Consider the following 12,976-nt stretch of genomic DNA (forward strand, 5'->3'; position numbering starts at 1 on the left):
AAAACAGGGTCAAAGCACTTGTCGCAAAAGTTCCCGGATTTCACTTAGCATCATGGCCGTGGCGCCCCACACGACATAACCCTTTAACTTAAAGGCCGGTACATCGATATTCTGGGCGTACGAGGTGCTCAGTTTTTGCTGGATCAGGTTGCCATCGTTCAGATATTCGTCCAACGGCACCTCAACCAACGCCTCTACTTCGGTTTTATCGGGCACAAACCGCTGTGGTGCCTTGCCAAGAGCCAGAAATGGGGTCACCATAAAATTGCTGGGCGGTATGTAGAGGTCGGTAAGTTCTCTGATGACCTCGACATTCTCGGGTCTTAGGCCAACTTCTTCACGGGCTTCACGAAGCGCAGTGTGCAAAAGGTCTTTATCGTGTTTCTCCATCTTGCCCCCGGGGAAACCAATTTGGTTCGAATGTACCCCAGGGTAGGCATTTCTCAGAATTAGCAATAGATGGGTCGTATAGCGTAAATCGGGATAGAACAAGGCCATTACCCCAGCCTTTTTGGGGTTCCGGTCTTTGAAGTTTTTTGATTTCAGCAACTTCATACGCACCTCTGGGGCCATTTTATAATGTGAATCGGCCCCTGGAAGTGGTAGATTTTTTATTTTTAGGGCCTGCTGATAAAAATCATCAAAATTCATGTTGCAGAGATTCACGCACGTTACAAGTATAGTATTATTTTTTTTGGTTTCGTGCAACGAGAAAGTAAAAGAAAGTGCCGTGCCAAAACAGCAAGAACCAATCATGTCCGATACGCTTGCAACCGCCAAAGAAGACAAGGAAACGGCATCGGAAGAGGAAAGGGAAAAGTTTGTGCTCACCGAAGAAAACGCCATCGACTTCTTTTTCAACTATGCGGACACCCTATCACAAAACAAGGTAAAACTGACCACTTCCATGGGCAGTTTCACGATTCAGCTTTTCGATGATGTGCCCTACCACAGGGCAAACTTCATTTACCTGACCAGAAAGGGGTATTTCGACAATACCCAATTTCACCGGGTGGTGAAAGATTTCATCATCCAAGGGGGCAATTCCGATGATAGAAAAACTGCCAACAAACGCAGGGAAATCGGCCGTTATCTTTTGCCCCCAGATGCCAAGAAGGGCTACAAGCACCATCGTGGCGTTATTTCTATGCCCAGTAGCGAACGCGACAATCCCCATAAACTGGCCTCGCCCTATGAGTTCTTTATTGTGGTGACCAAGCCGGGATCGTATCACTTGGACGGTTCGTATACCCCTTTCGGGCGGGTCATCGAGGGTATGGATGTGGTGGACGCCATCAACAATGTACCCGTGGGCGATGGCGATTGGCCGCTTCAGAATGTGTACATCGAAAAGGCAGAAGTACTGGATTGACACGGGTTCTACTCCAGATTTGCCATTTATATTTTATATGGGACAAGGGCCGATATTAATGGGACACCGCATTGGAATCAGGTACTTTTTTCCTTGTAAATATTGGGAAGCCTGATACCCAATTTAACGGCCAACAACCGAATGGTGATGACCACCAGGATGCCTGCAGAGTACGCATAGGCTTCCTGAATGGGGAATTGGAGCAGCAAAAAATAAAAGGCGCCTCCCACAATGCACGCCGTGGCATATATTTCCTTTCTAAAGATCACAGGAATCTCATTGCACAAAATATCCCTGATAACCCCACCAAAGCTTGCGGTAATGGTACCGAGGGCAATGCAAATGATGGGCTGCAGTTCTGCTTGAAGCCCCTTTTCGATGCCGACCATGGTATACAGCCCGATACCGATGGTATCGAACAAGAAAAGAGACTTTCTAAAATATTTCAGCTGGTTCACAAAAACAATGGCGAATACCACCGTTGACAGAATGGTGATCACGTAGGTGAGGTCGCGCATCCAAACCACCGGCACATTGCCGATCAATAAATCGCGCAGGGTGCCCCCACCGATGGCGGTCACAAAGGCAATGATGACCACCCCAAAAAGGTCGAGGCGTTTTTCCATTGCTATAAGCACCCCCGAAATAGTAAAGGCGATGGTGCCCAGAATATCGATGAGCTCGTAAAACAACATACTGCAAATGTTAAAAAATTGACTTGAAAAACAGATACGAATTTCACTGATTTACACAAATGCCTTTGTGACTGGGCTTTAAAAGGCTATTTAACCAAGCTAGCCAGAGAATCGCTGAGTTTCACATAGAAATAATCCAATCATTCGTAATTCTAAAATCATAAATACATGGGCACGAATGTCACGAATTTTCGCAAATAATTCTTGAATTAGTGTTTGATATTTGAACTTGAAAATTGGCACTCCACGATACGACCCCCCCCCTGTGGGGGCCGGGGCTACATTTTTTGGGTATAATAGTTATAATCCTTGATTACAACATCCACAAAATCGATCGGTCTCAAGGTGGTGGTGATACCGGTGACCTCTTTGATCCGCCTATCAAGTGATATGATTACGTTGTGGTTGCCATTTCGAATGGCCTTGTCGTAAAGTTCTTTGATGGTCTGCATTTCACGGTCATTGAACACCGTAACCTGGGCAAATTGCGGTTTGTAATCTTCAGGCAGTTCCCTTAAAATGGTATTGTGCAGGGCCACCTTTTTCTTTTCGCTGATTACCGTGGTGCCCGCGGCAATATCACCTATGCGCTGCCCATTGCCCCTGATAAGGATTGTCAATACGGCCGCACCGCCCGATGTAATGGTCACATCGACAATACGCAAGACCCAGCGTACAAAATAATTGCCAAAACTGGGCTTGGAACCGTCCAACTTGACCACGCGAATAGACATCAATCCCTTACCAATGGTCCTTCCGTCGGTAAAGGTTTCAAAAAGCAGATAGTAAAGAAATGCAGGCAGCCCCAATAACAGGTACAATGCCCACATATCGGCAAAATCAATTTCCAAAGAGGCCAATAGCAAGAACATTAGAATGGTGTAGACCCATATTACAAAGCTGTCGATAATGTAGGCCAACATCCGGTCACCCAAATTGGCGGTATTTTGGGTGATGCTTACATTTTGGGCCGTTTCTATTTGAAATTGGTTCATATTTTAGTTTCTTTACCCATAAACCCCTATTACATGCGAGAGGCTGCTTTCGTAAAACAAAATAAGGACAAATGGGCTGCTTTTGAAAATGTACTCAACCACAAAGCGCAAATGCCCCCTGATGAGCTCTCAGACCTCTATATAGAAATAACCGACCATCTCAGTTATGCCAAGACCTTTTACCCGGGCAGCAATACCGAGTTTTACCTGAACTCACTGGCTTCACAAGCCCATCAAAAAATCTATAAGACCAAACGTGAATCGAAGAACCGTATTGTATCGTTTTGGAAAACCGAGTTCCCCACCATGTTCTACGGGCATAGACGTGAGCTGTTGATTTCTTTTTTGGTGTTTTCATTTTTTGTGGCGGTCGGGGCCTTTTCTTCGGCAAACGAAGGCAATTTTGTTCGCTCCATACTGGGCGATGGGTACGTGAACATGACCCTCGAAAACATTGAAAAGGGCGACCCCATGGCAGTTTACAAAGAGCAGGGAGCCTTCAATATGTTCTTGGGAATCACCATAAACAATATTAAAGTGGCCATTTATGCCTTTGCGTTCGGCATTTTTTTGGGTATCGGCACCTTGATGATATTGCTCAGAAACGGCATCATGTTGGGCAGTTTTCAGTACTTTTTTTATGAAAAGGAATTGTTATGGGAATCTGTTCGCACGGTATGGATCCACGGTACCATAGAAATATCGGTGATCATAATCGCGGGCTGTGCAGGCTTGGTGTTGGCCAATGGCATGCTTTTCCCAGGAACCTACACCAGACTGGAATCATTTAAGCGCGGAACCAAGAACGGACTAAAAATTATGATCAGTACCGTACCCTTCTTTATTGTCGCCGGGTTTTTAGAAGGATTTGTGACACGGCATACCGAAATGCCCGATTGGTTGGCCCTTACAATTATTCTGGGATCTTTGGCGTTAGTGGTTTTCTACTACGTGATCTATCCGTGCCAGCTTAACAAAAAAATGCAATATGAACCAAACACCGTACATTGAATTCAAGAAACAGCGTGAACTGGGCGATATTCTGACCGACGCCTTTGGATTTATCAGAAATCAGTTCAAACCTTTTTTTGGCACTTTCTTCAAAATTGTTGGGCCTTACCTATTGGTTATGCTCATAGCATATAGCTTCTATTTTTACGCCATCGGCGACATTATGAACTTCAATATAGAAACCTCAAATGGGGTGGTCGGGCCATTTATGATCTTGATTGCCCTGTTTCTTTTTTTGGTGAGCATTTTTGTATGCTATGCCATGGCCCAGGCAACGGTGCTTTACTATATTCGCTCGTACGCCAACAATAAAGGGCGTGCAGACTTTCAAGAGGTAAAGAGGGATGTGTACACCAATTTTTGGCGTTTCTTCGGGTTGGTGCTTTTGGTGGGGCTCGCCCTTGCGGCCGGTTTCATGCTCTGTTTTATTCCCGGCATCTACCTCTATCCGCCACTTATGCTGTCGTTCAGTGTTCTGGTATTTGACGGAAAGAGTGTAGGCGATTCCTTTTCTTATGGTTTCACCCTTGTAAAAGATAATTGGTGGGCCACTTTTGGTACGCTTTTGGTAATCGGAATCATTGTTGCTGTTATCGGCTATGCCTTCAACATACCCGCGGCCATGTACATGTGGGCAAAAATGGGCATATTCTCGGGCGAAATGGATGCCGAAACAATGTCAAACGGCTTCATAGACCCCATTTATGTAATTTTAAACCTTTTGTCGGTTTTGGTACAGTTCATGCTCAACCTGGTATCGGTGGTGGCCGGCGCACTTATCTATTTTCACCTCAACGAAAAAAAGAATTTTACCGGTACCTACGAACGAATCGAAAATCTGGGCAAATCGTCTCAACAATAATTTATGTGGACACGTCTATTGCCCATATTGTTACTGCTCTGCTGTGTGCCGGCTTTGACCCAGAATGACATAGTTTCGGTAAAGTACGACGATACTAGGCTTCAGCGTATAACCATTGACGAAGACGATTTATCTACCTATCGTTCCGATGAAAAATTTGACTATACCCTTGAAAAGACAGAGAATACTTGGCTCAGCGGCATCAAAAACTGGCTCTATAATCTGTTGCACCGATTTTTCGAATGGATTTTTGGCGTCGAAAAAGCCACAGGATTTCTCTCATTGTTCTTACGGATACTCCCTTATATATTACTGGTAATCTTGATATACCTGATGGTCCGATTCTTCGTAAAGTCACAGGTAAGTCCGTTTTTAGATTCAAAAAAGAACCCCAACACAGTCATTCTTACAGAAGAAGAGCGCATTATCAAGTCAGAGAACATCCAAGATCTCATCAAAGAGGCCTTGGCCAACAAAAACTACCGTTTGGCCATTCGTTATTACTATCTGTACATACTCAAACTGCTATCGAATAAAGAACTGATTGATTGGCAACTGCAAAAAACCAACGATGACTATCTACATGAACTATCGAATGGAAGCTTGAAAAAGGCCTTTGCCAAGGCCACTTTTCTATACGACTATGTTTGGTACGGTGAATTTCAGTTAGATGAGTCCAAATACCAACAAGCCGAGCGTACCTTCAAGGCCCTTCAAAATTCCATAGAAAGCCATGGGTAAGAAATGGGGCATATATATGGTAATTGCGGTCGCAGCCCTTGGGCTGCTATTGCTCGTTGAGTACAGCAAGCCAAAAAAAATCAACTGGTTTCCATCGTATGTGGCCCAGCACAAGATTCCCTATGGTACCTATGTACTGAACGACCTGATACACAAAAAACTGGGCGATAGTGTGGTGCCGGTTTACACGCCCCCTTTTGAGTTTTTAATGCAGAACGATTCGGTACAGGGCACTTATTTCTTTGTGAACAATTCGGTGAACTTTGGGGAAGCCGAACTCGATGCCTTGTTGGATTGGGTTTCAAAAGGCAATAAGGTTTTTATTGCATCTGAAGGTTTTGAGCCCCAATTGCTCGATACGCTCAATCTCGAGCAAATAAGCTTTTACAATGGCAATGACCTTAACCCCGTTTATCACCATCGTTTGGTGAACAAACATCTCGGCAGGGCGCAAGCTAGCTTTGACAAAGAATACTACACCCAGGTCTTCAACGAGGTCGATACCGTGAACACTGTTGTGCTGGGCGAGGTCTTTAATGACGAGAGCTTGAAAAACGACCCTAAGATCAATGTGGTGAGGCAACCCTTTGGCAAGGGGCAAATTATTTTGTCGTTGTTCCCCAAGGCATTTACCAATTATTTTATCCTTAAGGATGATAATCGTGCCTACACCGCAGGCCTTCTTTCTTACCTCAAACAAGGTGGGCGGGTGTACCTAGACCACCACCATAAATCAGGAAAGAGTTTCTATACCTCACCGATGTACATCTTCTTGAATACAAAAGAATTCAAGTGGGCCTATTATCTCGTGTTGATCGGCACCCTGTTCTATGTTATTTTTGAAGGCAAGAGAAAGCAGCGCGCCATTCCGGTGGTAACGCCACTTACCAACCAAACATTGGCCTTTACCCGTACCATTGCGAATATGTACTTTGAGAACAAGCAACAAAAAGAACTGGTCGAACACAAGGTGGCCTATTTTCTCGAATACATCCGCACGAGGCTACATTTACCAACATTGGACCGGGACGAGACCTTTTACCGGAATTTGGCGGCACGCAGCAACAACTCGGTCGATGATGTAAAAAACCTGTTTTCGCTGATCGATCGGCTCACAAAACAGCAAAAGGTATCCGATGCAGAACTGGGGCATCTCAACAAAAGAATAGAAGAATTTAAAGCTAAAATTGATGGAAAACACTGATTTGGATTTTGACAATCGAATTCCCCTTGAAGAATTAAAGACCACGGTCGAAAGCATCAAACAAGAACTCGCCAAGGTCATCGTGGGCCAACAAGATTTTATTGAGCTCTTGATCGTATCGATGTTGGTCGATGGCCATGTGCTCATAGAGGGGGTTCCCGGTATCGCCAAGACCATTACGGCCAAACTGTTCGCCAAAACGCTTGATACCGGCTTCAGCCGCATACAGTTCACACCGGATCTAATGCCAAGTGATATTCTGGGCACCTCGATCTTCAATGTCAAGAATTCAGAATTCGAGTTCAAAAAAGGCCCCATATTCTCGAATGTCATTCTAATCGATGAGATCAACCGGGCCCCTGCAAAGACCCAATCGGCCCTATTCGAGACCATGGAAGAGCGGCAGGCCACCGTCGATGGCACCACCTACCCAATGGGCAATCCGTTTATGGTGCTGGCCACACAAAACCCAATCGAGCAAGAGGGCACCTACGCACTGCCCGAAGCACAATTGGACCGGTTTTTGTTTAAAATAAAGGTCGATTACCCCTCGGTCGAAGAAGAAGTGCAGATCATTCAAACACACCACGAACGAAAGGGTAAGAATGCCGAAGAAAATATAGAAGTGGTCTTGAAGTCCAAAAAACTCGATGAATTCAAAAAGCAGATACACGATGTGGTCGTAGAGAAAAAAATCGTCAGATACATCGCCGATATCATTGCCAACACCCGAAACCACCCCCACCTGTACCTGGGTGCCTCGCCAAGGGCATCGATAGCCGTTATGTATGTTTCCAAGGCTTTTGCCGCCATTACCGGTCGCGATTTTGTAACTCCCGAAGACGTCAAAAAAGCCCTAAACCCTGTTTTGAACCATCGCATAATCTTAACACCCGAACGTGAAATGGAGGGCATGACCACCGAGAGTGTCGTCAACATGATAGCCGAATCTGTAGAAGTACCGCGATAATGCTGCGTTTTATAAAGTCATTCTACATACACGGTACCTTTTTTATGTACATCGCCCTATTGGCCGGTGCATTTGTGCTGTCGTATTGGCTACCGTTCTTATATCCCATCTGCTGGCTGGCCGTTTTTGTATTGCTCGCCCTTTTTTTACTCGACATCTTTTTGCTGTACGGCAAACCATCAGCTATCAAGGCCGAGCGTGAACTGCCCCAAAAACTATCGAACAGCGATTTTAATGTGCTGAAAATCTCATGCTCTTCGGCCTATCCCTTTAAAACATATGTATCGATCATAGACGAATTGCCGGTACAGTTCCAAAAGCGTGATTTTGAGCATAGGATCTTGTTGAAGAAAGGAGAAACCCACATATACGAGTATTCCGTTCGGCCAGTGGAAAGGGGCGAATATGTCTTTGGCAACCTGAATGTATACGCCTCGTCGCCCTTACAGATCGTCAAACGACGCTATACTTTTCAGAAAGACCAAATGGTGCCCGTGTACCCTTCAATCATACAAATGCAGAAGTATGATTTTTTGGCAATCGGCAACCGGCTTACAGAGTTGGGCCTCAAGAAAATCAGAAGAATCGGCCATACGCAAGAATTCGAACAGATAAAGGAATATATCAAGGGAGATGATGTGAGAACCATCAACTGGAAAGCCACGGCCAAGCGAAACCAACTGATGGTCAACCAATACCAAGACGAAAAGTCGCAACCGATCTACTCCCTTATCGATACCGGAAGGGTCATGAAAATGCCCTTCAATTCGCTCAAGTTGTTGGATTATGCCATCAACGCCACCCTTGCCTTTTCGAACGTGGCCCTTAAACGCAATGACAAAGTGGGCCTGCTCACCTTTTCCAAAAAAATAGAAGCCTTTGTGCCCGCCCAACAGAAACTGACTCATCTCAATACCATTCTTGAAAAACTGTACAACGTCTCGACCGAATTCACCGATTCTGATTTCGGACTGCTGTATGCGCACACCAAAAGAAAGATCACCCATCGAAGCCTTTTATTGCTCTACACCAATTTTGAGCACATTTCCTCCCTAAAAAGACAACTGCCCTACCTACTGGCCTTGGCCAAGAAACACCTGTTGGTGGTCATCTTTTTTGAAAATACAGAGTTGGAAAAGCTCATGGCCACCGATGCCGAAGACCTGCAGGCCATATACCACAAGACCATTGCCGAGAAGTTTTCACTTGAAAAACGGTTGATGCAAAAAGAGTTGCAGCAATACGGCATTCAGACCATACTGACCAAGCCGGAAAGCCTGACGATCAACACCATCAACAAATACCTTGAGATCAAGGCAAGGGGGCTATTGTAACCCTTCGCGTACCTGTGTCGAGAGGCCCAATTCGGCCATGGTGGGCAACCCATCGACCGTATCGAAACCGGTAAGAAGCAAGGGGTCTGCGGGCAGGTTTCCGCCCACATCTGTAAACCCCAATGAATTTCTTCGTTTTTGGCGTTTTTTATTGGTGAAAAGCTCAATGGTGAGCCCCACCGTCATGCCACCCAACACCGTAGCCAAAAGGTCTTCATTGTCCCATCCATTTTCACGTTGGCCCGCATCTACGGCCTCTTTGGCGAGGCCGATCATCAGACTTCCGCCGACGGCCCCCGCAAAGGTCCAGTAGCGGTCACCATCAGAAAGCTGCTTGGCAATGCCCGCGCCGGCAAGGCCATAAAGGTTGCCGCCCAAAAAATGGAGTGCCTTGTCACGTTCGACCTGCCCATTTAAATTGGCAATCAACAACAAGGCGATTATGAATAGGGTCTTTTTCACGTAGTGGTAAAGGTAATAAAAGTCACTATATGGGCATAGCTCCCATTTTGGGGAAATAACTTATATTTAGTTATAAACTTAAGCACCCTCAATTTATGAATCACCTCATACCACTTTTAACACTTCTGATTTCTGTATGTTGTCATTCTCAAGATAAAAGGGTGACGGAAAAAGTAGATGTTCTATTCATTGGAAATAGTTTGACCTATTACCATGATATGCCAGAAATTTTACAAGAAATGGTCAATGAGACACATCCGAATATCGACATTGAACATAGCACATTCCCTGGAATGTCTTTATCAGGACATTTAGACAATATTATCGAATCTCGAACGGAAAATGGGATCAGCACCCGAATAAAAAAAGAAGGAGAAAAAACCGAAACTGAAATTAAAATAGCCGAAAAAGACTGGGACTTTGTAATACTTCAAGAAGGAACTGTTAGACTTTTAATTCCTGAGGTCAGAAAATATAAGGTTGAAAGTGCAATTTCAGAAATAAGAAATCGCTTATTAAATCCGGAGTGTAAATTCGTCTTATTCAAAACATGGCCGTCAAAAAAAGAATACCCAAAACAATATTGCTATTCAAAATGGGCCATTAATCATTCATTGGAAAATGATAAATATTGCTCGCCGGAAATAAAAAACTTGGAACAAGAAATTAAGTTAATCAATAAATCCTACGATTCGGTCGCTGAAAAATATGGGCTTATACTATCTGATAACGGAAATAAGTTCCATGAGGTATTGACTGAATACCCATTTATCGATGTTTATGATGACGATATTCATCCAAACAAATATGGCGCGTTTCTAAACGCCTGTATTTTTTACCAAATCTTGACAGGTAAGAAAGCCTCCGAATTGAATTATACTGGAAAAATTGAGCCCGATACAGCGAATTTATTAAAGAAAATTGCGGAATAAGCCATTGGTAAGTGCTGCTGCCATAATTTAGTTCGAATCCTAAAACCGCACCACTTCCAAAACACATTGCAAAATATATCTTATCTTAATTTGAAGAATATGGTTTAAACACCTTCACAATGAGCAAAAAGTACATTGGCATGATGGTATCCCTTTTGGCCATGGTCTTCATTTTTGGGTGCAATCATCGTAGAAAAGGTGAAAAATCAGCCATTTACGAGGCACTTGAAGAATACCCCGACAGCATCGTCGTGGGCGGAATTACATTTCAATATGGCTTTAAAAATCAAATGCTGGCCCATAGAGATGGTGTGTTCGATACCGCGCTGATCGTTGAAAAATTCTACAAGCCCAATCAATATCTTTTTGACTCCTGCTTCAACTTTTTCAGCACACCGATATACTCGCCCAAAGAAATAGTCCGTTGGAATTCGACCTACCTTGACGAATATGACACAATCGTTTGGAAGCAAACAAGGTTCTTACTTGAACAGAACATCGACAGTCTCTTGAAAAAACACCTCAACGCTGTGCAAGAAATGACCGGCATCAAAGGAGAAGCCAAGTTTCTGGCGTATTTCCCGCCTGAAGGATACGGCGTTTCAGGCGGTTGTGATCCGTATTCAATGGCCTTTGACCTGATGTACAAAATTGAGGACGCAGACTATCTGAAGAAAGTAATACCCCACGAAATTGAGCATACCATCTATGAAAACCAGATCGGGAATGACCCCTATTTTGCTACCGGTATCGGCGTAACTTTGGACGAAGGCCTGGCCACCTATTTTGAACGTACGTACAATAAGGCCGACAGCACCATCTTTTTTGACACAAAAGCTGAGACCGACTGGCTCTTAAAAAACGAGAGGGAGATATTTGAACGCTTTGAACCGTATTTGATGAAACCACTGGACAGTGCCTGTCCCCTGCTCTATCATTTCAACCGAACCAGCGACTGCCAACCCCTTTTTACCGAGGTTCCTACCAAACTTTTGGAAACGAACATGGGCTATTTTCTGGGCTACAGGATCATTGAACAGTATACGAAAGTACACGGCACCGATTCTTGGAGGGATATTTACCACATCTCACCAAAAGAATTCTATGAGAAAAGTGGCTACAAAGACTTTATACAAGCCCCTGAATAGTTCTTTGCACTTAAACCTTATAAAAAAAATCTGCGCAACCCAATGGGCAATATGAAATCATATGAGAAAATATTCAATGAAAAAGGTATTGGCCGTAATTATTATCGCTTTGTGCTTGTTTGTTTCTTGTAGCAATGATGAAATCGGCTTGACCGATACAAACTATTTGGTTTTCGGACATTTCTATGGAGAATGTGTTGGAGAGGGCTGTGTAGAGACCTACAAGTTGACCAAAACTAAATTGTTTGAAGATACAATTGATGATTATTCGGGCAAGGAATTAAATTTTATCGAGTTGGAGCACCGTAAGTTTGAACAGGTAAAAGATTTGATAGACTTTTTCCCGAGCCAACTGTTTCTTGAAAAAGGCAGGATTTTTGGTTGCCCCGATTGTGCAGATGGTGGGGGCCTTTTTATTCAATACTCTCAAAATGGCAACGTAAAAAGCTGGCGCATTGAACAAAACAAAGACAATGTGCCGAGTTATCTGCACGAATTTATGGACCAAGTCAATGAAAAAATACGACTCATCAACAATTAAACTTTAACACCCCTTTGCTTTTCTTTACCATTTTTCAGTCCCTACAATTTGTAGGTTTAGAGACACGAAAACCTGACCGGTGAAGAATTTTCTATACATGTTTTCATTATTGGTGGCCGTTACGGCCTGCCAATCGCAAACGAAACAAAAGGCCACAGGCAAGGTAGGTGGGCCCTGTGAAGGCTGCGAGGCCATACATGAATATGGTGACAAGGTACTGGCCGCCATTGACACACTGCCCAAGTTCAAGGAAACCGAGCCCAAGTTAAAGCTAACGGGTATCGTGTATGGGGCAGACGGAAAAACACCTGCCGAAGATGTAATCCTCTACGTTTACCACACCAACCGAGAGGGTATTTATGAAAAGAAAGGTGATGAAAAAGGCTGGGCAAGGCGTCATGGCCACATCAGGGGCTGGGTCAAGACCGGCAAAGACGGGCGTTATACAATTTACACCTTTCGGCCAGCCTCCTATCCCAATAGGAACGAACCTGAGCACATTCACGTAACGGTTAAAGAACCCGAAAAGAACGAATACTACATCGACGACTTTCTTTTTGACGATGACCCCTTGCTAACCGACGATAAAAGGGCAAAACTTAAAGGCCGGGGCGGGCAAGGGGTTTTTCTCCCCCAACCAAAAAATGGCATCTTGACCATTGAAAGGAATATCATTTTGGGAAAGAACATTCCCAACTATCATTGACCA

Annotated in this window: 15 protein-coding genes; 11 read left to right on the forward strand and 4 right to left on the reverse strand. The window is 44.2% G+C overall.

The window, feature by feature from the left end; genetic code table 11:
* Positions 1–9 precede the first annotated feature (9 nt).
* On the reverse strand, positions 10–651 hold the full coding sequence (locus tag VC82_RS01750) for an NUDIX hydrolase (protein WP_045800854.1): 642 nt from the start codon (positions 649–651) through the stop codon (positions 10–12).
* A gap of 103 nt (positions 652–754) precedes the next feature.
* Between VC82_RS01750 and VC82_RS01755 the strand changes: the two genes are divergently transcribed.
* Positions 755–1,372, forward strand: a complete 618-nt coding sequence (locus VC82_RS01755) for a peptidylprolyl isomerase (RefSeq protein ID WP_417935066.1) — start codon at positions 755–757, stop codon at positions 1,370–1,372.
* 77 nt (positions 1,373–1,449) lie between these two features.
* Here VC82_RS01755 and VC82_RS01760 read toward each other — a convergent pair whose 3' ends face one another.
* A complete protein-coding gene (locus VC82_RS01760; RefSeq protein WP_045803172.1) occupies positions 1,450–2,064 on the reverse strand; it encodes a trimeric intracellular cation channel family protein in 615 nt (204 codons plus the stop codon).
* 281 nt (positions 2,065–2,345) lie between these two features.
* Positions 2,346–3,062 (reverse strand): RDD family protein, encoded by a 717-nt coding sequence (locus VC82_RS01765; RefSeq protein ID WP_045800856.1) that lies wholly within the window; start codon positions 3,060–3,062, stop codon positions 2,346–2,348.
* 33 nt (positions 3,063–3,095) lie between these two features.
* Between VC82_RS01765 and VC82_RS01770 the strand changes: the two genes are divergently transcribed.
* The 6 genes from VC82_RS01770 to VC82_RS01795 are packed head-to-tail and all read left to right on the forward strand — an operon-like array spanning position 3,096 to position 9,184.
* Positions 3,096–4,073 carry a stage II sporulation protein M gene (locus VC82_RS01770; protein WP_045803173.1) on the forward strand — a complete coding sequence of 326 codons (978 nt, stop codon included), beginning with the start codon at positions 3,096–3,098 and terminating at the stop codon, positions 4,071–4,073.
* Positions 4,051–4,935, forward strand: coding sequence for a hypothetical protein (locus tag VC82_RS01775; RefSeq protein ID WP_045800857.1), 885 nt, complete (start codon positions 4,051–4,053; stop codon positions 4,933–4,935). Before VC82_RS01770 ends, VC82_RS01775 begins: the two co-directional genes overlap by 23 nt.
* 3 nt (positions 4,936–4,938) lie before the next feature.
* Positions 4,939–5,676 (forward strand): DUF4129 domain-containing protein, encoded by a 738-nt coding sequence (locus VC82_RS01780; protein ID WP_045800858.1) that lies wholly within the window; start codon positions 4,939–4,941, stop codon positions 5,674–5,676.
* The gene (locus tag VC82_RS01785) at positions 5,669–6,880 is read left to right on the forward strand and encodes a DUF4350 domain-containing protein (RefSeq protein WP_045800859.1); all 1,212 of its coding nucleotides are present in this window, start codon (positions 5,669–5,671) and stop codon (positions 6,878–6,880) included. The genes VC82_RS01780 and VC82_RS01785 overlap by 8 nt, the downstream gene beginning before the upstream one ends.
* A complete protein-coding gene (locus tag VC82_RS01790; RefSeq protein ID WP_045800860.1) occupies positions 6,867–7,850 on the forward strand; it encodes an AAA family ATPase in 984 nt (327 codons plus the stop codon). The genes VC82_RS01785 and VC82_RS01790 overlap by 14 nt, the downstream gene beginning before the upstream one ends.
* A 2-nt stretch (positions 7,851–7,852) precedes the next feature.
* Positions 7,853–9,184 (forward strand): DUF58 domain-containing protein, encoded by a 1,332-nt coding sequence (locus VC82_RS01795; protein WP_084598255.1) that lies wholly within the window; start codon positions 7,853–7,855, stop codon positions 9,182–9,184.
* Here VC82_RS01795 and VC82_RS01800 read toward each other — a convergent pair.
* Entirely contained in the window at positions 9,176–9,646 is a 471-nt protein-coding gene (locus VC82_RS01800; RefSeq protein ID WP_179944602.1) for a hypothetical protein, read from the reverse strand. The two genes, VC82_RS01795 and VC82_RS01800, sit on opposite strands and share 9 nt — an antisense overlap.
* A 95-nt stretch (positions 9,647–9,741) precedes the next feature.
* Here VC82_RS01800 and VC82_RS01805 point away from each other — a divergent pair, with 95 nt between their 5' ends.
* From VC82_RS01805 to VC82_RS01820, 4 genes are all read left to right on the forward strand, one after another.
* Positions 9,742–10,578, forward strand: coding sequence for a DUF4886 domain-containing protein (locus VC82_RS01805; RefSeq protein WP_045800862.1), 837 nt, complete (start codon positions 9,742–9,744; stop codon positions 10,576–10,578).
* A gap of 119 nt (positions 10,579–10,697) precedes the next feature.
* Positions 10,698–11,726: a DUF2268 domain-containing putative Zn-dependent protease gene (locus VC82_RS01810; protein WP_045800863.1), complete on the forward strand. Its 1,029-nt coding sequence runs from the start codon at positions 10,698–10,700 to the stop codon at positions 11,724–11,726.
* A gap of 61 nt (positions 11,727–11,787) precedes the next feature.
* On the forward strand, positions 11,788–12,267 hold the full coding sequence (locus tag VC82_RS01815) for a hypothetical protein (protein ID WP_045800864.1): 480 nt from the start codon (positions 11,788–11,790) through the stop codon (positions 12,265–12,267).
* Between the two features lie 79 nt (positions 12,268–12,346).
* A complete protein-coding gene (locus VC82_RS01820; protein WP_245615943.1) occupies positions 12,347–12,973 on the forward strand; it encodes a dioxygenase family protein in 627 nt (208 codons plus the stop codon).
* Positions 12,974–12,976 lie beyond the last annotated feature (3 nt).

The sequence above is a fragment of the Flagellimonas lutaonensis genome (assembly GCF_000963865.1).
In the GTDB taxonomy this organism is placed as follows: Bacteria; Bacteroidota; Bacteroidia; order Flavobacteriales; family Flavobacteriaceae; genus Flagellimonas_A; species Flagellimonas_A lutaonensis.